Genomic DNA, 24,894 nt, shown 5'->3' with positions numbered 1-24,894 from the left:
GGGAGCATATCAAAAATCTTTTTATCCGATTTTCAATGGGCAATCCTTTTGCCGTCGGCGGCCAAGCCGTGAAGTTCCTGAACGTCCCGTGCCGGCGGCTTTCCGTACATGCGGGCGTATTCCCGGCTGAATTGGGACGGGCTTTCGTAGCCGACCTGAAACGCCGCATCGGAGGCTTGCATCGATTCCGTCAGCATTAACCGCCGGGCTTCCTGCAAACGCACCGTTTTCTGGTATTGCAGCGGACTCATCGCCGTGACGCGCTTGAAATGCTTATGGAACGCCGACACGCTCATGTTCACGGTCTTTGCAAGCTGCTCAACCGCCAGCGGGTGGTCATATTCCCGATTGATCAACCGGATGGCTTGGGCGATGTTGTAGCCATGGCTGCCGCTGATCGCAAATTGGCAAAGAAGCTCGGCTTGCTCGCCCTGAAGCATGCGATACAGCACTTCGCGGATGGCAAGCGGCGCCAGCACCGGAATGTCCTCAGGCGCGTCAAGCAGCTGCACCAGCCGCACGAGGGCTTCGAGAAGCGCGGGAGACGTTTGGTTCACGGCGATCCCGCGGGCGGCTTCCGCGGGCGCGGGAGCGGTGCGGTTCGCCTTTTCCATGATCTCCAGGATGACGTCGATATCGAAGCCGAGCTTCAAACTTAAATAGGGAATCTCGGGCGAAGCCTCGACGATTCGGCCCATAATCGGCAATTCGACGGAAGTGACCAGGTAAGTCGAAGGATCGTACCGGTAGGATTCATCTGCCAGCGCGGCTACTTTAGCCCCCTGCGCCACAACGCAAATGGATGGCTTGTAGATGGATTCCAGCGGTTCCGACAAGCGTGTAGCATGCATCAGCGTCAACGAAGGGATCTCCGTCCGATGAATCCCTCCCTCCGGAGCATGGCGGCGTATTAAAAGCGCCAGTTGCTCCAAAGCATGTTCCAGGCGCTGCGGTTCATCCGTTTTGTCCATAGAGGCCGTTCCCCTTTCCAGGCAGGATGTTACATCTATTATATGGAGACGGAAGAGAATTAGGCAAGGATCGGACAGAAATGATCTAACGGCAAGGCAGCGATCCTTCCTATAATGAATTGGCAAGGTCGAATTCGGCGAACGACCGATCGGCCCATATCGGATGAAGGAGTGGAGAAGAAATGAGTTTGAATGGAAAAGTTGCACTGGTGACCGGAGCGTCGCGGGGGATCGGACGGCAAGTAGCCCTTCAATTGGCGAAAGCGGGAGCAAAGGTGGTTGTCAATTATTCTTCGAGCCGGGACAAAGCGGACGAGGTTGTCAAGACGATTGAGCAATTTGGCGGCCAAGCGGCGGCCATCCGGGCCGACGTGAGCAAGGTGGCCGAAGTCGAAGCCTTGTTCTCGGAAACGTTGGAGCGGTTCGGACGCGTGGACATTTTGATCAACAATGCAGGGGTTATGGCAAACGTTACGATCTCGGACGTGACGGAAGAGATCTTCGACCAGCATTTCGCGCTCAACGTCAAAGGTACGTATTTCGCTTGTCAGCAAGCGATGAAACATATGGCGCCGGGCGGAACAATCATTAACTTCTCGACGTCCATTGCGGGTGCAATGCTCCAGACGTACAGTCTATATGCCGCAACAAAAGGCGCGGTTGAGCAGCTGACACGGCAATTGGCCAAGGAATTCGGTCCCCGGGACATCACCATCAACTGCATCGCGCCCGGGCAAGTCGCGACCGAGCTGTTTCTGAACGGCAAATCGCCGGAGCTGGTCGATTCGTACCGCCGAATGAACGCGTTCGGACGGCTTGGCGAACCGGAGGACATTGCGAATGCCGTCGAGCTGTTCGTCAGCGATCAAGCCCGTTGGATTACGGGACAGACGATTCGCGTCAACGGCGGGTTCAATTGAATTCCCTGCGGCAAAAATCCCTTCGATCATGCGAAGGGATTTTTGCGCCTTCTGAAGTCGGCCAAACCGGCTATTCTCTAAAGACAAAATGTTTTGGTTTGTGGTAACCCGCGAGTAATCTGTCGCACATTCAGTCCCCCAACGTTTTTATCAGCAAAAGTTCATCGTCGACGACATAACCGCTATGTTCATACGTGCAAATTGCGGCGACATTGCCTTTCCCTGTCAGTACCTTAATCTCTTTTACCCCGCGCTTACCGAGGTAATCTTCCAGACAAGAGAGTATCGCAGCTGCAATCCCTCTTCTTCGAGCATGTTCTTCCACGTACAATTCGGTAATTTCGCCCTGCGGCTCCTCATAACAAAATGAATGGTAACTTTGCGCACAGCCAAAACCGACGACCCGGCCGTTTATTTCTGCCACGGCAACCAGTTCGTTGCCCGCGTTCAAACTTTTCGCGATGTGCGCCGGAGGTCTGCCGTCGCCCCCGTTAAACTCTTGATTCAGTCTCGACAATTCCTCCGCATCGGCGATGGATGCCAATCTTGCCCTTACACCGGTATTCATTGCATTCACCTTGGCCTTCCGGGATATGATTACAATATTCTACCACACAGAGACGGTTGATTTTTGCATCAAAAGAAAGGAACGGCCTTTCCTCATCGATAACGCTGGTTTGTTCAATTTTTAAGCGCCGCAAACGATGAGTTGACTGCGAACCCAATCAAAAATAAAATGGCTCCAAGGAGCGTGATCTTATTGCCAACCAAAAGGCTGAACGTGAGAATTCCCCGAATAAGCTGCTCATCATATCAACCGCAACCAGCCGCTGCATAAAATCGGAAAATCCACCCATAATAAGACAGCCTGTTTTATCCAAAGCACAGAGGAGCAGATAAAGTGAAAAACAAATGGTTACTGGCGCTGCCGTTAACTTTGGCGCTTTTGTTTAACATGACTCCGCAGGCATTTGCGCAAGCAAAGGCAGCAGAGGAAAAGAATCTGGATAAGACCTGCCTAAGTCCGAAAATGGTGCAGTTGAAAACCGATATGCAGAAGGTCTGGATTGACCATACGATATGGACCCGCAGCTATATTGTCAGCGCCATTTCCAATCGCCCGGATCAAAAGGACGTGTTGGACCGGCTGTTGCGGAACCAGCAGGATATAGGCAATGTGATCAAACCTTATTATGGAGAAGCCGCCGGCAATAAGCTGGCCGATCTTCTGAGAGAGCATATTCTGATCGCAGGAAAAATTGTCGATGCGGCCAAAGCGGGCAATCAGGCGGATGTGCAAAGGTTGGAGGCGGACTGGCATCGGAACGCCGACGATATCGCCAAATTTTTAAGCGCGGCGAATCCGAACTGGCCGTTTAAAACGCTGCAGGACATGCTGTATACCCACCTTCAGTTGATTACGGAAATCGTCCTCGACTGTCTCAAAGGGGACTGGAAAGCCGATATTGCGGCAACCGACAAAAACGAGATCCATATGATTCATTTGGCGGACATCCTGACGGAAGGCATTGTCAAACAATTCCCCGGAAAATTTTAAATAGATGCGATCGACGCCGCAAAGCTGACCGGCTTTTTATAATCACCCGATGGGGTGGCTATAGAAAGCCTTTTTATTGCCAACCGGCTGCAGACGGATTATTTCTTGGCGTCTTCCTCCTTGGCATACCCGAAAAACGTCATCTGTCCAGCTTCGTTCTCATGAATGTTATAAGGATGGATCTGGTCGGAATATTTGCGAACGAATTTTCCCTCGTCCACCGGATAGATTTCGATGTGGAGATTGCCGGCGAACCTCGTAAAGTATAACTTGCCGTGAATGAGTTCCACCTGGATTTTATCTTTGAAGTATGTACCGCAATACTGCTTAAGCTTGTTTTCGCCCATGAAGAATTCTTCGGGTTTGCCGGGAACGCCGACTTCAACGCCATGCAGAATATCCGAAACGGCATTGCCTAATCTATACTGATTCATCGCTTCGTTATTCGAAAGAATGATAATGCAAAGATCTTCTTCAAAATAATGCTGCACAAAAGCACTTACGCCAAGGTGATCTCCCCCATGGGAATAACGGTCCGTTCCGTACATTTGATGATGTTCCAGCCCATAACAATAGTTGTTTTTGTTCACATTAAAAAAACTGGCATACGTCTTCTGCGACAGCATTTTCCGGTCCCGCAAGCAGGCATGCCATTGGGTTAAATCTTCGTTTGCACCTGCCACACTCCCCCTGATCGGCTTTTTAATTCCTCTAAATGATATCATTTGCGAGCTAATAGATATACCTCAATCCCCACTGCTTCTCCTGCCTAATAGCTCCCTTATGAAACACAAAAAAATCCGCAGGACATGCCTGCGGATTTTAGCGTTTATGATTGCTCCGGCTTCACCGGTTCGTATAAACCGGAGCGGACTTTAAACCACCGGTAGATGTGGGAAACGACGACCTTCAACACGGCGTACCCCGGCACGGCCAGCAAAACGCCGACGATGCCGAACAGGTTGCCGCTCGTCAAGATGACGAAAATGATCGTAATCGGGTGGATTTTCAGCGTCTTGCCCATCACCTGCGGCGAAATGAACTTGCCTTCGATCAGCTGCACCACCGTCCAAACGATGATCATTTTCAGCAGCATCATCGGGGACGTAACCGCGGCGACGATCAGGGCGGGCGTAATCGCGATGGCCGGCCCCAAATACGGAACGACGCTGGTGAAGGCGGCGATGACGGCCAAAATGAGCGAATATTTCAGCCCGATAATAATATAGCCGATGAACAACAGCACGCCGATGCAGAAGCTGACGATGATCTGCCCGCGAATGTAGGAGCTGATCTGATGGTTCATCTCGTTCATGACGCGGCTTGTTTCCCCGCGCAGCTTGGTAGGGACGAAGCCGAGGATGAAACCGGGCAGCTTCTTCCCGTCCTTCAGCAAATAGAACAGGATGAACGGCACCGTCACGATGGCCAGCACCACTTCAATGATATTGCCGAGAACCCCGCCGATCCCCGTCCACGTTTTGTTCAGGAAGGTCGATGCCTTTTCGGAAACGGTGCGAATCATTTCCTGCGGGTCGAAATTGATGGACTCCTGGATTTGATTGATCAATTTGCTGCCCATCAGATGTTCGACTTGCACCCGGATCATCTCGCTGTATGCCGGAAAGTTCGTGACCAGGTCCATGATTTGCTGCCGGATGACCGGAATGACAAGCGTCAGCAGCACCGCAATGATGCCGATGATGAGCACGTACAGCAGCAATATGGACTGCAGCCGCCCCACCTTGTGCCGCTCAAGAAAATCGACGATCGGATTCAGCAGATAATACACAATCCCCGTGAGGATAATGGGCAAAATGACGGTTTTCAACAGAACGGCCACCGGATGGAAGATAAACGATATTTTGCTGAGCACCATAATATTGAGGCCGATCAGGAGCAGCACCAGCAAAAACAATACGAAACGGTTGTTCAGAAAAAACTTTTTAAAGCGGCTCGCCCAATTCACGGAGTTGTCCATCTTTTATTCCTCGCTTTGCGTTTCCTTAATAATTTCCAGCTTGCAGAAACGGTTGTTCTCCCGTTCCAGCAGCTTGAACGTCACCCCTTCATGCTCGAAGGACTCGTTTTCTTCCATTTCATTGCTCTGGCTGTACAGCCAGCCGCCGATCGTATCCCATTCCTTCGTGTCCAGCTCGAGATGGAAATAGTCGTTGATTTGGGAAACAGAGACCATGCCGTCAACGATCAGGTGGTTTTTCTCCACTTCCTGAACTTCTTCTTCTTCGTCCGCATCAAATTCGTCGCGGATCTCGCCCACGATTTCCTCGATGATATCCTCGATCGTCACGAGCCCGGACGTGCCGCCGTATTCGTCGATCAAAATCGCCATATGCGTGCCCTCCTTCTGCATCCGCTGCAGGAGCACGCTGACCGGCGTCACTTCCGACACGGCCATGACCGGATGAATCAACGTGGACACGTCGACGTTAGGGTCATCCTCGTAGGCAAGGAAAAATTGCTTCGTATTGATGATGCCGATGACGTTGTCTTTGCTGCCGTCGATCAGCGGGAAACGGGTGTACTGCTGCTGTTTGATGATTTCCACGTTTTCGCTGCGCGGCTTGTTTTTGTCGAGACAGACCATATCGGTCCGCGGCACCATGATTTCCTTGGCCAGCATATTGTCAAACGCAAAGATCCGGCTTACGTATCCGAATTCGTTGTCGTTGATTTTTCCGCTTTCGTAACTTTCATTCAAGATGATTTGCAGTTCTTCTTCGGTATGGGCTTCCTCATGCTCCGAAGCCGGCTTGACGCCGAACAAACGGACAAGCTGATTGGCCGAACCGTTAAGCAGCCAGATAAACGGGTACATGATTTTCTTAAACCAGATAATGGGGGCCGAGAACCAGAGCGCAATGGTTTCCGCTTTGCGGATCGCCACCGTTTTCGGCGCCAGTTCGCCGATGACCACATGAAGGTACGTAATGACGACAAAAGCGATCAGGAGGGACAAGAAAGAACTTAACCCTTCGGAAACATTCCATTTTTCAAACAGCGGATGCAAAATTTTCTCCACCGTCGGCTCTCCGAGAAAGCCCAGCACAAGCGACGTAATCGTAATTCCGAGCTGGCAGGCCGATAAATAGCCGTCCAGGTCTCCAAGCACCTTTTTCACGGCATTCGCGCCTTTGCGCCCTTCGGCGATCAGCTGGTCCACGCGGCTGGCGCGGACGCGGATCACCGCAAATTCCACTGCTACGAAAAAGGCCGACAATCCAATCATGAGTGCAACCAAAACCAAATTTAATACATACCTGTCACTGTCCATGTAAAGCTCATCTTCTCCTTTGCAAAATAAGATTAATCAATCTATATAAAATGCTAATACGATAATTCAGCTGCTAAGGTTTCAACTGCAGCCTAAAAAATTTTTGCCTGTTTCCTCCAAAAAGAAAACGTCTATCTTACATCTTATCCTGAATGGGCGCGAACATTCCACTTTCTGCAATATGCCGCCGCATGCCGGACGTTCAAACCTCTTGCGCGCGAATCCGAAGATTCCCGCCGGCGTATCAATGAGGAAAAGAGCCCGAAGCCGGATTCATGCAAGAAAACAGGCTTCAGGCTCTATGCGGCATTAGGGCGCGGCTGTCCGCATCAGTGTCCGATCATGAGCGACGGATCCGGCTTGCCTTCGCCTTCCGGCCCCGACCCCACGATCATTTCCTTCGGTTTCCGCAAAATGAGGCAAAGCGCAACGCCTGCGACGGCCATCCAGGCCGACAGCAAAAAGACGTCGTCGAAGCCAAGCACCGTGGCCTCCAGCGGGTTGCCTCCTTTTCCGGCCGCTCCGACATGATGGTTGATGCGGCTCGTCATATATCCGGTCATGCCGGCTACGGCAAAGGACACGACCACCTGCTGCAGCGCCGACGTAAGCGGCGTCACGCGGTTCACCCACTGGCGGGGCGCCGCATTCAGCACATGCGTGTTCAGCGGCATCATCGACAAGCCCATGCCGAAGCCCATGGCCCCAAGCAGCGGCATGATGACGTAAAGCGACGTGTCGGCATGGATTCCGCTCAGCAAAAACAAGGATACGGCAATGATGACGAGTCCGACGAAGGAGACCGGACGGGCGCCGTATTTATCGAAAAATTTGCCGCCGATCGGCATCGCAATGGCAGAGCAAAGCGCCTGCGGCAGCAGGATCAGGCCGGTCTCCAGCGGCGTGAATTGGCGGATGGTTTGCAGGTACAGCGGCACGAACAGCATGCAGCCGAACAGCGAGGCCTGCATGATCCACGTCAAAATGATCCCGCGCGTAAAATCCGACGAGCGGAATACCCGCAACTCGAGCAGCGGATTTTTATGAAGCAGCTCCACGATGATGAACAACACCAAAGCCACGCCGCCAATCGCAAGGCCAAGCTCGGCTCCGCGCGAGGTCCAGGATACGCTGCCGCCCTCGTTGACGCCGTAGGCCAGCATCGCAAACGCGATCGGCGCCAGAAGAATGCCCAGCAGATCCAGCTGCTTCGGCGCGAAGCGGTCGGCCTTCGGCAAATAAGCGATGCCGAGAATGACGGCAACGACGCCGATCGGCACGTTGATCAGGAAGATCCAGCGCCAGTTGGCGTATTCCACGAGCCACCCGGACAATACCGGTCCGAGGGCCGGGGCCAGCAGCATCGGCACCCCGAGCATCCCCATGATCGCGCCCCGGCGTTCCGGCGGCGCCAGCTTGAACACCATCGCCATCCCGATCGGCGCGACCATGCCGCCCCCGAGCCCCTGAATGACGCGGTAGATGATCAGCTGCGTTGCATTTTGGGCAATCGAACACAAAGCCGATCCCAGCACGAACAAGACGACCGTCGTGACGAAAACCTGCTTTGCCCCAAAGCGGTCGGTCATCCAGCCGGCAAGGGGAATGACAGCCGAAAGCGCCAGCGTGTAGCCGGTTATGGCCCACTGGATCGTTTTTAGATCCGAATTGAAAAAGTCTACCAGGTTCGGAACGGCGACATTCACGACCGTACCGTCCAAAATAACCATAATCATCCCGACGATGATCGCCAAAAGAGGCGGAAGGATCGCCTTGAGCGAAAAAGGCGCCTCTTCGGCGGCAGTATGGCCCGACAGCGGTTTAGACATAGGTTTCTCCACTCATTTCTATAGTTGGATTCGTCTCTAACATCCCTTTAATCTGTTTTGTACCGGTGAAAATAGTGACTGAACAGCATGTCGACCTGATCTTCCAGATCAGGCAGGTGAATCTCCGGCGCAGGCTCTTCCCCGCCCATGCCGAGGTAAGAGTTCATGATGACCGGGTAAAACAATGCTCCGTAAAGCTGGGCCATCATGCCGCGCACAACCGATTCGTCCGTTTCGCCCGTGATCTCCATTAACGTGTCCATCAGCTTTTCCGTCTTCATCACTTTGCTGTACCGGACATATTCGTTTTGGGAGCAGAGGATCAGCCGGCTCTGGTCAAGCAGCTCCTTGGCAAGGCCCGGATACTCCTGAAGATGCGAAATATACCGGCAAAAAAACTGCTTCAGCCGCTCAATCGGCTCCAGATCATGTTCGTCAAGCAAGGCGAAGGCGTCCCCAAAAGTGCCTACGATGCTGCCGATGGCTTGAGCGATCAGTTTCTCCTTCGAGCCGAAATGGTAGTTGACCAGCGCCAAATTCGTTGCCGCCTTATCCGCAATTCTGCGCAGCGTAACGCATGCGATCCCTTCCTCCCGGATCAGCTCGACGGTGGCGTTTAACAAGTCTAATTTGGTATCGTTCCCTGCTGCATTTACCGAGCTGTCTTCCTTCATCAAAGCGGGTTCCGTCCCCCTTTCCGGCCGTTTTTAAACAATGTTTAATACATCGTTTAATTTACCCGCCCAAATTTGGATTGTCAATATTTTCATACGGGGATTTGCAAAAATTCATAGTGCGTTAAAATGGTTGTTATTCGAAGCATTTTCACTCCTTATGTCAGCTTGCCGAAGACGCTCCGTTTCCTCCGCGATCCGGGAGGGTTCGATTCGCTCGAACAAGAGCGCGAGACCGGTCAGTTTGCGCAACGAAAAATCCGCATCCCGGCGTTCCGGTCCGTTTGCAATCAGGAAATACAGGATGGAATCCGGCTCGTATCGCGCAAGCAGGCCGGGAACCCACACCGCCCGTCGTTGACTCCTCCTTTTTTCGCTTGAAAATACAAAAAAGCCCTCATCCCCATAAGGGACGAGAGCCTGATTACTCACGTGTTACCACCCAAATTCATCAATGCCTCGCGGCACTCACATCCAAGAACCCCGGAATTACACGAATTCCCCATTGTGGATCAGCCCGAGCCTTTTAGCCTCTACAATCGCCTCCGAGCGTGAACGCACGCCCAGTTTTTCGAAGATCCGGGTCAAATTGTACTCGACCGTACGCTGGCTCATAAGCAGCTTCGCGGCGATATCCTTGTTGCTGCTGCCGCCTGCGACCTCCTGCAAAATTTCCTGCTCCCGCTCATTAATGGAGACGTCCTCCATCGTCTTATCGTTGCGGATGGAAGAGAGCCGTACCTCGCTTCGCCGCAGCTGCCTCAAAAGCGAAACAGGTATTACCGCTTCCCCGCGGAGCGCGCAGTGGATCGCATTTAACAGCTGCTCCCGGCTGGCCGTTTTGCTTATGATGCCCGAAACCCCCGCCTCCACCAGCAAATTGAAATTCGAGCTGATCTCGTAGCCCGTATAGATCAGAATCCGAAAATCCGGATTGATGCCCATCAATCGTTTGGTAAGCTCCAGACCGCTGATCACCGGAATGTTAAGATCAAACAGCATGACGTCAAATTCCTGGGTTTTGGCTATTTCCAGCGCCTCCGGCGAATGATAGGAAACCGTTACTTCCATATCGGGGTCCTGTTCGATCATCGTTTTCGTACCCTCACAAACCGAAGGATGGTCGTCAACTAGCAAAATACGAATCATCGTTCTCTCCTCCTTCTTCACTGTGGGGATTCATCGGCAGCGTTAACTGAACTTCAAAGCCTTTGCCCGGTTCCGAATGAAAAACAATATCCCCGTCAAGGCTGCGCACGCGTTCCTTGATACCCGAAATCCCCATATGTTTGAACGAATCGGTAAGTTCCGTCAGCTGAAGACCGCGGCCGTCATCCTTATAGTAAAAATACAATTCGCTGTCGCGCTGCTCCAGCTCGATCAGGATTTGGGACGCCCCCGCATGCTTGTCGGCGTTTCGCAGCAATTCCTGCACGATACGGTAAACCGCCAATATTTGCACGTCGTTAAGCTCGATGACGGTCGGTTCCGCCCGAAGCGTCACGGCATAATTGGAGCGGATCTGCTCCTGCTGAATCAGCTGTTCCAGCGCCTCCACGATCCCCATCTCTTTCAGGAGGGGCGGGCGCAGCTCGTTGCATGTCTGCCTGATCTGATGTATAACGTCGAGAAGTCCTTCTTTGATCTGGTCCAGCTGTTCCAGCAAACCGTCTTCCATCGGGTAATCCAGCATCAGCGACTCCAGCTTCCGGTACCAGATGAGCTGATCCTGCAAAGCCGCGTCATGCAGATCCGAAGCAAGCCGTCTGCGCTCGTTTTCGGAAAGGGTAAAAATCAGGCGGAGCACCCAGGATGGCGCCTCCCTCTGGCTTTTCATCTCCATTTCCAGGTTCTCGATCAACCCTTCGATCAGATACAGGTTTTCGTATACGATCCCGCTGTAATGGGCAATCGTTTTGAGCCAGTTTTTTTCGTCCATGTTGAGGCTCGTATGGTTAACCTTTTCGTCGATCCACAATACGTGCTGCGTTGTTCCGTAATTGCCCGTCACCAGCCCGGTGCCGACCGGCAGGCGAATCATATCTCCTACCGCCGGCTTATGGCCCAGTTTTTGCAGCGCGGCTTCGATCTCCGGAGCGGCTTTCCCGTCCCCCGAAACCGCAGGTCGGTCCATGCTTTTATCCTGAACGATTTTCAGAAAGGAGACATTCCGAACGGGCAAAATCATGCAGACCTCCCGCTCCAGCAGCTTCTCCAGATCGGAACGTTTCATCACCTTCGAAATCCGCTTGGAAAAGCGGTCGATGCTTCCTTGAAAATCATGAGTTTCCTTAAGAAAGTGAGGCCTGAGCCTATAGTCCATAAATTCCTTGGCGAACAAAAACAGCGTAATCATGAGGTAGACCAATAAAAAAATCTGAATCCACTTGACCCAGGTATATTGATCCTGATGCATAATTACGGCCATCAAACCGATGATGACCAAAGCCGGAATAAAAGAAATCGACGTATAATAAAAGAAGCGGTTCAGCACAAAGTCGATATCAAACAGCCTTTTCGTGATAAAGAGATAAAAATACACGACCGGAATGGCCACCAGAAAAATCGCCGTCAGCTTTGCCGGGGCAAAGGACAGGCCGAAAAACCCGGGAATCGCGTCAAACAGCAAAAATGGCAGAAAAGCAACCGTATGTCCGGTTAACGTAATTTTGAAAAGCGAGCGGAGCTCCCCGGAACGGTGCTTTATGAATTTGCTAATCAATTTGTAAACGATGACCACATTGGCGTACACGAAAAACACAAGCAGCGCCGTCGTCTCGTACGGATGGATCGGGATTCCGGGAATGACGCTCAGCACCATCATCATGCCGACCAACGAGGCGAACAGGTAAAACGCTCTAAGCCCCGCCCTGGTAATAAATCGTTCTTGATAGTTCCGAAGATAGGCCTCCATGAAGTGGATAAAGAAGACCGGTATGCTGGCGAAACTGATTCCGAGCGTAATTCTTCCGACGGGGTTCAGCAGCCCCGAAGCCGCCGAGCTGAAATAACTTAGACCAATGCTCAGAAAAAACAGGATCAAGAGCTTGGCAGCCCGGTCTTCCTTTTCCTTCTTGTATACATAAACCGAGAAAATCAGCAGCAGCACCAGAGATAAGCCGGGGATGACCAGATAAAATAACGTGCCGTACGCCGAAACGCCATGATCAACGGGCAGCGTCATCGTATACGAAGAACCGTCCGGGGCTTGACGTTCGATCTCGATGTGGTCTGCGCCTACAATGACTCCATACGTCCGGATCGCTTCCGATTGAAGGGGATCGGCTCCGTCCACATTGACCACGATGTCGCCGGGCTTAATGATGCCTTTGGCCCAGCTGTCGGGCTCGATGGCCGTCACGGCCATGCGGCCGTCCGCGTTCGGAGCGACGTCGATCCCCATGTCCCGCTGGTTGATGATGACGCCTGCCAAATATGCGACCAATACGATGAGTGCAATCCATCCTGCAGCAAGTTTGATGTTGTTCGTCCATTTCGACAATGAAGTAGGCCTCCAGATCACTTAATGTTGTATGGGGGTTTAAGCAACTTGAGAATTTAAGCCCAATATGCGCTTTTGCGGAGGGAGTCATCCGGTTTGCGCTCTTGCATGACATCCAAAAATGCGCGCTGTTCGAATGCCGACATGCCGGCCAGCTGCAGCTGTCCGTTTTGAATCCGGGCCATAAATTCAGGTTCCGTTACGATTTTGCGAATCATTTCTTTCAACATTGTCGTTTCCTCCCAATGGATCAATTTGCTTCCTTTGATTTCAATATATCAAGGCAGCATCCATTGCAAAACGACAACGTATCACGTATTTCCCGCAAATCGATTGCGTGGGAGTTTGCGGCATCATTGCGGTACCCCGAACAAGTTTATCGGCTTGTTAGCGCGCGGCTTCGATCATTAAGTCACGCCATTTCGCGTCCATCTCCATGCCCTCGATGATGTTCAGAAACCGGTAATAGTGGGATCGCATCCGAACGGAAGTATATAATGCGGTGCCTGTCCGCTGCACCACGGCGCAAAACTCCTCTTCGCGATGCAGCACCTCCTCCGGTTGGAGGCGGCCCGCGAAATAGTCCACGATCCAGCGTTCATCCTGTTCCTCGGCAGTAGAAAGCAAAAACAGTACCGGGAGCGTTTTTTTGCGCCGCAAAAAATCATTTTTGTTTCCCCAATCCAGCAAATCCCTATAATCGTTTTTAATCTGAGCGGCGATGCCGACCTCCCGGGCATACTCGGCCACCCGTTCGTCCGCCTGTCCGGTAGCCAAAATGACTCCAATCATGCAGGCGCATACCAATAGGGCCGCCGACTTTTGCTCCACCATCTTCAGGTATTCATCCTCGTCGCGGGCGGCATTCAGCAGATCCAACGTTTGGCCGTTAATGGCCACCAGCATTTGACGGTTTAAAAAGACTGCGGACTCATGCACCCTCTCCAGCGGAAAGTCGCTGTAAAGCAGCGTCTCCTGGGATAAGGTCAAAAAGCCGATGGCGAGGTTTAGCGCAATATCCTTCGAAAGCCGGTGCCAGGGCATTCCTCCATGGTCTTCATCCTGCAAATCGTCGATGATGTCCAGGCCAAGAATCATCAGCTCCACCGCTGCCGCAGCCCTGTAGACGGCGTCGCCTTCCCCGCCGAACATCCGGTAATGCAAAACGGTCATTTTGCCGAACAACAGGGATTCGGCTTGCTTCACCCGCAAAGACGCCAAAGCAGCCTCAAGCAGCATTTCCACTCTAAAAAACGCCTTTGCTTGGCCTTCCAATTCGGACATGATCCTGGGTTCAAATTGCTCCACGAACTCCCCTCCCGAAATTTCGCGATTTCCACCAATATTTAACTCTTATTTTAATGGATGATACAACTCGTTTCCATAGTTTTCCTAAAACTGCCCCGCAAAGCGGGGCCTTGCCTTCGAAGCGGATTCAGGTACTTAGCGGGAGCCCTGAAATTCGATAAACCCTATATTGAAAAAAAGAATCTGCAGGCCCTGGATCGGCCGGCAGACGCTTTTATTCAGCTTATTAGGCAATGGCAGCGGGAATAACGCGGGGTGATCAAACTCGTAAAACCGATCTCCCGATCGCGAAGCACCATTTTCCGCTCATGGACGGTAGAGAGCAATGTAATATAGGAGCTGTAGTGGTCGATCAGCGATTTAAGGAACTCCTCTTCCAGGAGCTGTCCGGCAGGCACCGACAAAGGACTCGACCAACGGATATGATAAGCTTCGAGCTTGCGGACCATGCAATCCAGGCAAAAGGTTGGGTGAGTGACGTACATCGGTCCAATCTCGGCGATCCGGCCTTGCATGACACGGCACAGAAACAGGGTATCTCCCCGCTTGGCATCCATCTCCTGCTTCAGCTGCCGAAGCTGTCCGGGCTCGCGGTACAAGACCAGATAGTTTCTCGGAGCGTTAGCGTCTTTAGGCGACGGGGTCTGCCACAACCGAAGGTCCAAGTCCGCGTCCTCGTATGCGATGACGGCAAACTCCGACCGCAAATATTCCCTGGCGACGACCAGCGACAATGAATAGAGATCCACGTCGGGGCCAACCTGCGAAAAGAACCGTTTGAACCTTTCCAGCCCTTCCGAGCGGACCCGGTCCACCAAAATCCCTTTATGGTACAAGTTTTGGACCCCCTGGGCGCCCGCAGGCAGGTCTTGGTTCTCCAAAATCCGCTTCAGCTTCTCGGGCTCTTGATGGGGAATCGTGTAAAGCGGATGGTCGCGGCGGTAACGGTTCATCACCCGCAAAGCCTTTTCGGCCGGCTCAAGTTCGAAAAAGGCATTAATCATTTGAATGTCCTCCTCCTTTACCCCAGCAGCATGGCGTACACGCAGTGCTGGTATTTTTGTTCACGCACCTGCAGCATTTCCTCCACTTTATCGGCAAAAAAGCCGCAGATGGGCAGCGTTCGTTTATCGAGCGCGGTGCTGATCAGCTGGATGTTCTGGGCGATGTGGCCTGCCTCGATCAATGCAAGCTTGTAAGACAACCGCCCGTATTTCCGGAAACTGTACTGCAGGTCTGCAATGAAAAACAGCAAAATCGAAACGCCTTCCAGCATGGAACTGCGGGCATCCGTTTTGTATAGCGTCATCGGAAGCATCCGTTCAAGCTCGCCTATTTCAAGAGAACCCCGATACCGGTAGAGCTCCTGCTGTACCGGCGCGTAATAGTACACGCCTTCCTCCAGCCCCTCCACGCCGCGGATATACATGTACAGCTTAATCGGATACATGGCGCCGCCCGAGGGATATGTACGCATCGCAATCACTTCTTCCGTTCCCCGGCTGCCCATATGGCGGTGAGTATCGCGGATTCCCGCCGACCAGGTCAACAAAGCGTTCACGTCGGATAAGGTCCACGTCTGCCCCATGCCGTTAATAAAGGTTGATCTTCGTTTAAGCAGCAGCCGGGCCAATTCGGCCTCCGCGTTTTCGGGAAACGCCGCTCCCCGCTCCAGCGAAATTTTCTCCAAATATTCAGGCAGGGGCACTTCATGCTTGGAAAAAACGTAATCGTCCAGCGGCCGCTGGTTAAAACGCCATGCGACGGACCGCGGTTCCTGATTCGCCAACTCCTCGAACAGCACGTCATAATCATAAAATTCGGAAAGCTCGTTATGAGACGGTTGCATTTACGTTCGCCTCCTGACCGGTATGGAATCTCCATAAAACTTCATAAAGCGCGTATTCATATTCCGGGCCCATCCCGAGACGGTTGTTCAGCATATGAAGATGCGAGTAGAATATCGACCTGACCTTTTGATCGTCTTCGATCGCATCCGCAATCGCGGAGCAGCCGGCGATCAGCCTTTCGCGCAACCTGCCGTACTCCTCATCGGAACGGATCAGGCGGGAGGCCGCTTCTTTCAGCCGGAGATAATCCTTCCCTGCTTGAACGAAACGGTCCGGAATCGGCATCCGTTCCAATTGATAGAGGCGTTTCCAGCTGTCCGCGCTTTTGCGGTAATAGGAAACCACGCCTCCAAGCCGGACGTTCCCGGCGAAAAAGAGATTCACCAGCTCCTCCACGGCCGTCATGGCTACCAAAAAACGTGCCGTAAACGAAGATTGCTGCGTAAGTCGGAGAAGCCGAACGGCCATCCGGCTCGATTCAAGAAAAAGCGTCTCCGTCAGCGGCATCAGCCGCACTCCGCCATACCGCTCGTATTCCGGCTCATAAGGCTTTGCCACGATCTCCCCTTCCTCGTACCAGCCCAGCTGTTCAAGCGGCAACGGCACCCCGTCGAATTTATGATTGCGGAAGTACTCCTGCTTGGTGAGCCGGCTGCCGACGGGATGCTGCCGTATCCACGATCGGGCCTTTTCGAACAGTTCTTCCGCATCCTGCCCTTCCGGACCGAGATAACGAATGCGGATATGCGGTCCGTCCTCCCAATATCTGAGAAAAAACCATTTTGAAATGTTCCCTTCGGCCATCCATCTCTCCATAAGATCGGCAAGCAGCAGGATAAGCCCGTCGTACATGGCGTAATTTTGATAATAAATCCGATAACTTTTCCAGGTTTCCATCGAATATCTCCTCCTATCAAGGAAACGGATGCGGCTCGGGATTCACTTCAAACTCTCCGCAAAAGCCCCGCCGCATCCGCTCGCGGCTTAGCCGCTCGGGAATAACGCGCCGATGCTGATGACCGAAAGTCATCGGGAGCATGCCGGGCACAAGCACCTTGGCCGCATAAAGGCCGAATTTTGCAACCTCGCCGGGCGTCACGTCTGCCACGTATATATTTTCGTAATGCTGAAGCACTTCCGACGCCAACTGTTCCAAATCCTCCGCCAAATCCTCATGGGTAAAGCGGGAGCTTTCATAAAATATTTCCCTATACGCTTGCCGGACCGGAAGTTTGGCGGATGCGTCCTGGTTCAGCAAGAATCCCAGACCTCTCCTGCAGTTTTCCTCGCTTGCATAATAAAGCACATGGTCCTCAAATTCCGTTACGGCTTCCGGCCGGCCTACCAGCTGCCGCACCCGCTCGCTCATCGCCTCATCCCGGCGAAGCGCATCTTCATAAATCGGAAGCGACGTAATGACCTCCATGGCGGCCGATTCAATGGCTTTTTCGGGAATAAAATGTGCCGCCGCCGCATTATAGGACTTCATCAGAGCATTCTTTCGGGTATCGTAAGCCACGGCCCATACGCTCGGCACCCGAAGCTCCATCGTAATATCGAAAAATCGGACTTGGATCCCTTCCAGCTCCAGGAAGTAAAGGAGCTGTTTCAACTCGTCCAGGCCGGTATCCTCGATGTCAAGCTCCTGCAACGGGAGCCGGTTATACCAGGCGCAGAGGAAATGATCCCGTTCGATCAGTTCGAACAATCCGTGGAGCACCGCTTCTTCACGGGAGCTTCCTAACGCAAGTCCGTTCGAGCTGTCGTACACAAACCGATTGGTCTGGTCTCTGAAATGCCCGTCGGCGTAATAAACGAGCTGCTCGGGGACCAGAACCTCCCGCTTCTCCTTCAGCGAATAGGCCGGCGTCCAGTATATAGGCAGCTCCTCCGTGTAATGTTTCAGCCGGAATTCCGGATGTTTCTGATCGGCTTCGGTATGCAAGCCGAAATCCACCGGATTCGCCGCGATGGCGCGCACTTGGGCATAACCTTTCTTCTCGGCCGAAGGCGCCTCGTGAGCGCACATGCCGCAATACCGCTCGACAGCCTCCAGAACGGCCACCTTCTCGGCATCCGTCCGACGATAGGCTCTTCCGAACCCGGTCTCGACATATGCCGGACTCACCCGAATTTCGACGCCGCCTGCTTCGATCATGGAAGAGCGAAGCTCACGATAGCTGTGCGTCGCCGTCCCGCTGTCCCTGTCGAACCAACGCTCTAGGACCGCGCCGGTATCCGGGCCGGAATTCAGGCGGTATGTCCGGGGGTCTGGCTTAAATCCGCTTTGAAAACCATGGATGAATGGATTTTCGCGTTTTACGTCCGGCGAACATATAGGGCAATATCCGCTTCGGCTCAACACATAGGAATCGGCCCGCAATGCATCAAACTGGATATGCTCCGCCCGCTGGTCATAACGTGCAAGCAGTTCTCCTGAGAGCTGAAACGCCTCCATCATATCGACGACAAATTCGGCCGCTTGGTGATGCGGCGAAGACAGCCCCGGCTCCCCGTATGCGAGCGAAACGATATTTTCCCTGCCATTCGCCTGCAGCCTCCTCTTCAAGCAGGCGAAGCATACGCCGGACCGGTCTGCGACATACGGGCCTACCAGGAGCGTATTCAGCAATTGATGATAGAAAAATACGCCCCCGGCGGGCTGGGGAGCCGGTTGGAAAAACGGCGCGAATTCCTCTTCCTTGAGGCCATCGGAGATGACGTGAAGGGTCATGCCCGGCTTGCCGGACCTCTCTTGGGTCAGTCGGTACAACATGCCGCGCCGGTCCATCTCGCCCAGAACTTGCTGGAGCAGCATGCCGCCCGTTTCATATAACAACAGCTCTTTCATGCTTGCTTCCCTCCTTTGCGGCGCAATTGAATCACGGATATTCCGCTGTCCTGAAGCAGCGGAATACGCATCACCCGTACCTCGTATATCCGGGTGATCAGCCGATACAGATCCTCCGCCCGGCAAGTCTCCGGACGGTCCAAGTTTCCGGGGGGTTGCGTTTCGATCATCCGGAAACTTTCCGGACCCGCGGCCCGGATTCCGTTTTGGCGGACTAAGGCATAATAACGGATCAGAGCATCCTCAATCACCCGTCTGGACGCGGTGCCGTATACCCTGTCCGTCCACGTCTCCTCTTTAGGGCCTGCGGCCGCGCTCCACAGCGAGGTTCCAGGAATATGGTCCACATGGAGATACAGCTGCTCCTTCTCCTTTACGAAACGGTTGATCATGGCATCTATTCGCCCATTCCGGGCAAGTTCTGCATAAGGAATGACCTGTCTTTCCACCGGCCCCTGCTCCAAGGCATAGGTCGTCATCAGAAATTGGGCGAGCCGATGGAGCCCGTGCCGGGATCCGGCCACCACCAACCAGGCTGCCTCCGGATCCATCTTCTCCAATCGGAGTTCCAGGTTGCGGCAGGATGCGTATACGATCTGCTCCGCGCCCGATTCCCCGGCAAAGAAACTGCCGTCATCCGCACTCGCGAGCTTGTAAGGGACCTGGATCCATTCATTCCGGCGGAATAGAAAGCTCGTAATGATGCGGCTTTCGAGGCGCTCCATCGCATCGATCATTGCGGTCCATTCGAAACGGTCCTCTCCGGGGAACAGTTCCCGCAAATCTAGTTCTTCCAATGCGTAGTCGCTTAACAGTTCTTTTTCTTCCACGATCCGTTTGGCGTCCATGGCAATCGCAAGAACGGTCTTGGCTTCTTCATTTCCTGCATCCCCCGCACGGGCCCGGCTTGCGGCTGCCAAATGCCCTGCGTAAATATCGAGCAAAAGATCGTCCTTTTCCTGCGGGCCGGCTTCGGCAGCTGCCACCAGCTCCGCATAGTTTTGTGGAGTCACGTTTCGGAACAGCACCGACGTTGCGCCGTCAAGATGCAGCATCTGCCACTGCCCGGACGCCGGAGGAAACTCCGTTTCCAATATTCTGGTGCCGGCCGCAGCAGAGGCCGGTTGCTGAACGGGACTCCCGGATGTTTTCCTTTTTAGAAGACGATCCGCCAAAGTCTGGTCGATCTCGGCCATTCTGCCCGGCTTGCCTCCAAGCACGGCTTCTTCCAATATCCGCTGGGTTTCCGGCGGCATTTGCAGGCGGTGAAGCCCCTTCTTTTCATACAGATAAAGCCGGTCTTCCTGCTTAATCAGCCAGTTTGCCATAATCGGTATCACCTGCCATCTTCATTTCCAAATATCGATATGCAGCCCGCCAGTCCATGTCGAAGCCACTCTCCACGCATTCCGCCACCAGTCCCGTAATCCGCTGCCTCCGCAGCGAAGAGATGCCCAGCAGCGGCATCAGCGAGTACAAAGCGGAAGCCACGAACCGGTATACAATAAACCCTTTATCGTGGTAATGCCGTAAAAATTGCGGATTCGAATAAAATGTCCGGTGAAATTCGCTCACTTCGTCATGACGTTCGAAAAAATCATCGCCATGCGTCAGCTTCTCCACCTCCAGCTCTCCCCCGTCATAAGCCTGCGCCAGCATCGCCGAAAGCGAATGGACGAAGATTTTGAACCGCCCGAAGAGGAACTCCCGCTCAAAGATCCCGTTCGAAAATTTCTGAACGCCGTCCGCGATAAATTCCTTTTCGACTTCCGACCGGCCCAATAGCGCCGCCCGGATTTTCGCTTCGATGGCCGGATTCTTTTTCATGGCTTCGATCTGGGTTTTAAAGTATTCGAAATTCGAACGCAGGGATAAATAGCCGACTTTGAGCCCTCCCGGACTGCCGCTGCCTGTAATGAGAAATATTTTGGCGAATTCCACGTTCTGCCTGTCTTCCGAAAGCTTGTTCCAATCCTCGTAAATGTCCGCAAGCAGCTGGCTTTTCAGCAGCTCCATCCCGTAATTGATCCTGGGGCTGCACAGCGGATTTCCGCCGGTCAGCCGCTCTTCCTCCTTCACAACCACTTCGCCGTCCCGGCACAAGGGTAAATAATCCCCGGAGTACCTCTCCATACCGGCAAGCTTATGGAGCATCTTCTCGTATTTTTCATATTCCTCCGCACTGCGCGGTTTAGCATAACGTTCCGCGGTCCGCCGGATCATCCGTTCAAGCCCTTGGTCGGCCTCGGACACGGGGAGCGTCGTCTTGACATGGAAGCCGTTCACCCAGCTTTTTTGCAATATGGCATTTTTCAGGCTCCCCGCCTGGATATACCGGACGATGCCTCGAAGCAACGACGCCGACGCCTCGCTGTCGTACAAAAAGCAGCTAATGGTTCGCAGCCGCATCGCCGTACACCTCCCCGCAAGTAATTTCGTAAGTGTACTCCCTGACGCATTCCTGTTTCGGATCCGCCACGGGAAACTCTTCTTCGAGCATCAGGTACCCGGTCTTACCCGCCAGCTGAATCAGCAGGTGGAACAACAAAGGCGATGAGAGGTTAATGAATTGCGGCTTGCGTTCGCCCCCTTCCGTGACTTCCTCCATCTCCGCCATGAATGCGCGGACATAAAACCGGCTGGGCACGCCATGTTCCTCCATGAAATCAAGCACCCGCTTCCAGGAGCCGAACCGATCCTTTTCTTTATACAGCTCAAGCAAAGTTTTGGCAGGAATCAGCCATTTGGCGCGGGAAACGATTAACTCGGAATCCCCGAAGCTGATCCGCGGGACGCGAATGGTTGCATCATCATGCCCCTCCCAATGTTTCAGCCGTTCGCGGATGACCAGCTCCCCAAGGTCAAAATAACTTGTTCCATGGGAAGACAACACGTCAAAAGTGGTTAAAATAGCCGGTGCGGCGACCAGGACAAGCGTACCCAAAAATTGCGGGCGCACAACCTCTCCGGTCTCCTTCTCAAAAAACTCCACGCTCCCTGTGGAAGCATTGTATCTCAGGCCCAAATCCAACCAGGAAAGGAACCGCTCGGATTCCGTCATCGATTGGATCGGCAGCGCGATCTCCCTTTCGACCGTTTTTTTCCGGATGTTCGCGTTAAAGCCAAACGTGTTCCGTATATCCGCCACCCGGTTGCCGTCGAAGCATTCGCTCAAGTATTCGCCATAGGCGGTTCCCGTATCTTTCAAATATTTGAGGAATCTCGCAAAATAGATCGAGAAGCCTTTATACATATGGTTAACGACCATACGTTCACCGTCTTCCTGCACGAAAAAGGAATGGGAAAGCAGCCGCTCGCCGAGCACCTTCTCGATTTGCCGCAGCCACCGGGAAATGTGGTCGTCCGGAATAACGATTTCCTGTCGATCCCCTGACCCGGTCAGAAAAGATGCCAACTCTCCGGCAATGTCATGCAGGCTGCGAATGCGCGGATGCATATATGCTTTATTCCAGTTGAAAAAGCCGTAGGTCTCTTTCATCAGTTCGGTATCCGAAAAGATCACCTGGGCCATATCCCTGAGCATTCTCGAAGCTTCCTGCGAATTGCTTGGTACAAAGGATCTGCCGTAACGCTGCCGGAAAAATTCGCCTGCGGCAAACTGCATTTTGACGACGGTGTCAAAACACATCATCAGCCATTGGTATTGCGACAGCCGATTCAGCTTATGCTGCTGCTCGCGGTAGCTGCGAGCGGTCACCTTTTCGTCGATGCCGTCAATATACAGCATGCTCCGCCGCGGGATCGGATCCATGCCGAACATCGCGGACAGTTCCTCAAGGGCTTCATACAGCCGTTCCGCCTTGGTACGGTCAAAGGACGCCTCCAGTTCTGCGGTCAGCTTGCGCAATTGCCGAAACGCGTTCAGGCACGGGTGTACGATGCCGTAATGCTCAAGTTTTCGGATGAGTTCAGCCAACAGCTCGCCGGATTGTTCGTTGAGCACGTCGGTACGTTCAAGAACGCCGCTTCCGATCAGGTGGCGAAGCGTGCCGTCCGCTTGATCCCCTTCAATGCCGAGGCCGGTAAGGGTTGATTTCAATTCGTCGTACGAAAGCGAGCCGCGATCCGACAATTTGCCAAAAAGAGCCCTGAGAGCTCCGCCCGAACGCAGCGTCACAAGACCCTGTCTGGATTTGTAAAGCTGCCGCTCCCCCTTCGCATTTTGCAGCACCGTAATGTAATATTTGCCTTCCAGCTCCACGCATGTGGCGTTCAGCCGGTAATGCAGGCGGGTCATAAGCTCGGGCTCCAGGCACAGCCTGTCGAATACTTGAAGGATCAGCGAATCGTTGATCCGGGGATACAATTTTTTGCATCCTTCCTTTCCCGCGCCGTCGAAGCTGCCCATCCCGGAGTATGTCAGATTGGCGAAAGGGCTCGTCTTCATGCTGGCCCGGGTTAAAAATTTGATTAAGGTATAGTCGAGCTTTCGCAAGCTGCGGTCATGCTGCTCCACCGGCGTCTGCAAATATTTTTCCAATTTGGGCACGATGGCGCTGTTCATGAACATGACGGCATCGCATAGTTCCGGATCTTCCCGGTAGACGTCGTGCAGCCATTGCCGGTCGGCGCTGGAAAGCTCGCCAAACTCTGCTTCAATCGCTGTCATATCGGACTGCGCGGCTTCACGGGCGGCAAATACGCCCTCCACCTTTTCCCGCAAACCTGCAGGAAACCAATGCTTCACCCGCTCGTAACGGCCTTGGGCCGAAGGCCGGGTATTAAAAAAATCACGCTTGAAGCGGATCGCCTCCATGCGGTCATGATCCTCCGCGATGCCGGCAATTTCATGCTCCATTTCTTCGATAACTTCTTTGACCCGGGGTTCGAGCCGGGTTGCCCGCGCTTTGGCTTCCGCATACCTTTCGGCCAAATCGCCCAGATAATGAGAGACCCGCCGCAGCGGAAAATGGGTTTCCCTATAGATATAAAGGGGGGATACTTTCATCGTTTTCACTCCCGGTTTCGTAAAGTCGTGTTCTTTCGGCCCGTTTTTCAGCCTGCTCGAACATCCGGACAATCGCCCGCAGGCTTTCATATCCGTACAGAAGGGCCTTTTCGCCAATATCGAACGACGCCGTATGCACCGCGTTATGTTCCCTTATATAGGCGCCTATAAAGAAATAACAGGTCCGAAGGCCCGGCAAATCCCTGGCATAGAAAGCAAAATCATCGCTTGAAAATAAAAAGGGCGAGTTCAACACCGACTCCTGACCGAATCTCTTGCCGAGCAAGCCCCGGATCCGTTCCGCCAATATGGGGTCATTGGCATACGCAGGATACTCCGAGACGACCCGGTTCCACAAAACGCTGCGCACGGAACCGTTGTGCTGCATCCGGTGGAGCAGCTGGGCGTATCCGCTGCGGTTCGCTTCCTCATCCGCCGATCGGAACGATAGGAAAAACGTTATCCGGTCAGGAACCGCATTGTAGTAGCCGTTCGTTTCGATATGCGTAACTTTACAGATGCGGCGCTTATCGTTATATTCCCGTTGGAACGCATGGACTTGGGCCAGCAGCTCCATAACATCCTGTTGGTCCGCCGCATGGCCGGAGGCGAGCTCCAATCCGAGCTCGGCCGTCAGGGCGCCGGCAAGCGCCGTGCCGCCCCGCAGCGCGAAGTATCCCGGATACAAATCAGGCGTGACATGGACCGCGAACATATAACCGATATCCCGGCCCCGCAGGAGCGGAACAAGCTCCCGCGCGCCTCCCAGCACTTCCTCGGCCGCCTGAAAGATGAAGACCAGATTTCTGCGGGGACCGACCTCATCCGCCCATCGCAGCAGCTGCAATAAAATCGACATGTGGGCGTCATGGCCGCAGGCATGATTCATGCCGGCATGGCGGCTTCTATAGTCGAGCTCCTTATCGTCCCGGATCGGCAGTCCGTCCAGCTCAGCCCGAAACGCTATGGCCGGTAGTTTCGACCCGCCGTCATAAGACGCAATCAAGCCTTTGTCGGAATGATGGTCGATGCGAATCCGCCGGGTATGCTGACGGATGTAACGCTCGACATAAGCCCTCGTTTTGATTTCCTTCCCTGCCGGCTCCGGAATCCGGTGAAGTTCTCTCCGAATTCTCCGCAGTTCTTCGAATACGTCCGGCATGGCGG

At 53.4% G+C, this 24,894-nt stretch carries 21 protein-coding genes; 2 read left to right on the top strand and 19 right to left on the bottom strand.

Annotated elements, in window-relative coordinates:
- Nucleotides 1-32 precede the first annotated feature (32 nt).
- Nucleotides 33-971: an AraC family transcriptional regulator gene (locus KI367_RS12450; protein WP_212949996.1), complete on the bottom strand. Its 939-nt coding sequence runs from the start codon at nt 969-971 to the stop codon at nt 33-35.
- Between the two features lie 182 nt (nt 972-1,153).
- Here KI367_RS12450 and KI367_RS12445 point away from each other — a divergent pair, with 182 nt between their 5' ends.
- Nucleotides 1,154-1,891 carry an SDR family oxidoreductase gene (locus KI367_RS12445; RefSeq protein WP_036707357.1) on the top strand — a complete coding sequence of 246 codons (738 nt, stop codon included), beginning with the start codon at nt 1,154-1,156 and terminating at the stop codon, nt 1,889-1,891.
- Nucleotides 1,892-2,021: 130 nt separating this feature from the next.
- Here the strand turns inward: KI367_RS12445 and KI367_RS12440 are convergent, their stop codons facing one another.
- The gene (locus KI367_RS12440) at nt 2,022-2,459 is read right to left on the bottom strand and encodes a GNAT family N-acetyltransferase (protein WP_212950119.1); all 438 of its coding nucleotides are present in this window, start codon (nt 2,457-2,459) and stop codon (nt 2,022-2,024) included.
- 333 nt (nt 2,460-2,792) lie between these two features.
- Here KI367_RS12440 and KI367_RS12435 point away from each other — a divergent pair, with 333 nt between their 5' ends.
- The gene (locus tag KI367_RS12435) at nt 2,793-3,449 is read left to right on the top strand and encodes a glycosyl transferase (RefSeq protein WP_036707353.1); all 657 of its coding nucleotides are present in this window, start codon (nt 2,793-2,795) and stop codon (nt 3,447-3,449) included.
- 98 nt (nt 3,450-3,547) lie between these two features.
- Here KI367_RS12435 and KI367_RS12430 read toward each other — a convergent pair whose 3' ends face one another.
- The 17 genes from KI367_RS12430 to KI367_RS12350 all read right to left on the bottom strand — a co-directional run bounded on the left by KI367_RS12430 (nt 3,548) and on the right by KI367_RS12350 (nt 24,889).
- Entirely contained in the window at nt 3,548-4,132 is a 585-nt protein-coding gene (locus KI367_RS12430; RefSeq protein ID WP_212949994.1) for a serine hydrolase domain-containing protein, read from the bottom strand.
- Nucleotides 4,133-4,278: 146 nt separating this feature from the next.
- Nucleotides 4,279-5,430, bottom strand: coding sequence for an AI-2E family transporter (locus KI367_RS12425; protein ID WP_036707350.1), 1,152 nt, complete (start codon nt 5,428-5,430; stop codon nt 4,279-4,281).
- Between the two features lie 3 nt (nt 5,431-5,433).
- Complete coding sequence (locus KI367_RS12420) at nt 5,434-6,744, bottom strand: hemolysin family protein (RefSeq protein WP_036707348.1); 1,311 nt, start codon at nt 6,742-6,744, stop codon at nt 5,434-5,436.
- A 329-nt stretch (nt 6,745-7,073) separates the two neighbouring features.
- Nucleotides 7,074-8,573: a DHA2 family efflux MFS transporter permease subunit gene (locus tag KI367_RS12415; protein WP_212949992.1), complete on the bottom strand. Its 1,500-nt coding sequence runs from the start codon at nt 8,571-8,573 to the stop codon at nt 7,074-7,076.
- A 47-nt stretch (nt 8,574-8,620) separates the two neighbouring features.
- The gene (locus tag KI367_RS12410; protein ID WP_036707526.1) at nt 8,621-9,247 is read right to left on the bottom strand and encodes a TetR/AcrR family transcriptional regulator; all 627 of its coding nucleotides are present in this window, start codon (nt 9,245-9,247) and stop codon (nt 8,621-8,623) included.
- A 489-nt stretch (nt 9,248-9,736) separates the two neighbouring features.
- Nucleotides 9,737-10,396 carry a response regulator gene (locus tag KI367_RS12405; protein ID WP_036707341.1) on the bottom strand — a complete coding sequence of 220 codons (660 nt, stop codon included), beginning with the start codon at nt 10,394-10,396 and terminating at the stop codon, nt 9,737-9,739.
- Nucleotides 10,374-12,749, bottom strand: a complete 2,376-nt coding sequence (locus KI367_RS12400) for a sensor histidine kinase (RefSeq protein ID WP_212949990.1) — start codon at nt 12,747-12,749, stop codon at nt 10,374-10,376. Before KI367_RS12400 ends, KI367_RS12405 begins: the two co-directional genes overlap by 23 nt.
- A 56-nt stretch (nt 12,750-12,805) precedes the next feature.
- The gene (gene comX, locus KI367_RS12395; RefSeq protein WP_156124503.1) at nt 12,806-12,979 is read right to left on the bottom strand and encodes a competence pheromone ComX; all 174 of its coding nucleotides are present in this window, start codon (nt 12,977-12,979) and stop codon (nt 12,806-12,808) included.
- 157 nt (nt 12,980-13,136) lie between these two features.
- A complete protein-coding gene (locus KI367_RS12390) occupies nt 13,137-14,057 on the bottom strand; it encodes a polyprenyl synthetase family protein (protein WP_212949987.1) in 921 nt (306 codons plus the stop codon).
- A 218-nt stretch (nt 14,058-14,275) separates the two neighbouring features.
- Nucleotides 14,276-15,061 carry a hypothetical protein gene (locus tag KI367_RS12385; RefSeq protein WP_212949985.1) on the bottom strand — a complete coding sequence of 262 codons (786 nt, stop codon included), beginning with the start codon at nt 15,059-15,061 and terminating at the stop codon, nt 14,276-14,278.
- A gap of 17 nt (nt 15,062-15,078) precedes the next feature.
- Entirely contained in the window at nt 15,079-15,906 is an 828-nt protein-coding gene (locus KI367_RS12380; protein WP_212949983.1) for a SagB/ThcOx family dehydrogenase, read from the bottom strand.
- Nucleotides 15,890-16,804 carry a thiopeptide-type bacteriocin biosynthesis protein gene (locus tag KI367_RS12375; RefSeq protein WP_212949981.1) on the bottom strand — a complete coding sequence of 305 codons (915 nt, stop codon included), beginning with the start codon at nt 16,802-16,804 and terminating at the stop codon, nt 15,890-15,892. The genes KI367_RS12380 and KI367_RS12375 overlap by 17 nt, the downstream gene beginning before the upstream one ends.
- A gap of 16 nt (nt 16,805-16,820) precedes the next feature.
- Nucleotides 16,821-18,758, bottom strand: a complete 1,938-nt coding sequence (locus tag KI367_RS12370) for a TOMM precursor leader peptide-binding protein (RefSeq protein ID WP_212949980.1) — start codon at nt 18,756-18,758, stop codon at nt 16,821-16,823.
- Nucleotides 18,755-20,086, bottom strand: a complete 1,332-nt coding sequence (locus tag KI367_RS12365; protein WP_212949978.1) for a hypothetical protein — start codon at nt 20,084-20,086, stop codon at nt 18,755-18,757. The genes KI367_RS12370 and KI367_RS12365 overlap by 4 nt, the downstream gene beginning before the upstream one ends.
- On the bottom strand, nt 20,067-21,167 hold the full coding sequence (locus KI367_RS12360) for a hypothetical protein (protein ID WP_212949976.1): 1,101 nt from the start codon (nt 21,165-21,167) through the stop codon (nt 20,067-20,069). Before KI367_RS12360 ends, KI367_RS12365 begins: the two co-directional genes overlap by 20 nt.
- Nucleotides 21,148-23,727, bottom strand: coding sequence for a lantibiotic dehydratase (locus tag KI367_RS12355; RefSeq protein WP_212949975.1), 2,580 nt, complete (start codon nt 23,725-23,727; stop codon nt 21,148-21,150). Before KI367_RS12355 ends, KI367_RS12360 begins: the two co-directional genes overlap by 20 nt.
- The gene (locus tag KI367_RS12350) at nt 23,699-24,889 is read right to left on the bottom strand and encodes a M20 metallopeptidase family protein (protein ID WP_212949973.1); all 1,191 of its coding nucleotides are present in this window, start codon (nt 24,887-24,889) and stop codon (nt 23,699-23,701) included. The genes KI367_RS12355 and KI367_RS12350 overlap by 29 nt, the downstream gene beginning before the upstream one ends.
- Nucleotides 24,890-24,894: the final 5 nt, after the last annotated feature.

Origin of the sequence: Paenibacillus cookii, from assembly GCF_018333375.1 — a bacterium.
In the GTDB taxonomy this organism is placed as follows: domain Bacteria; phylum Bacillota; class Bacilli; order Paenibacillales; family Paenibacillaceae; genus Paenibacillus_AQ; species Paenibacillus_AQ cookii.
The sequence above is the reverse complement of the archived record's forward strand: the minus strand, read 5'-3'. Positions and strand labels throughout refer to the sequence as shown.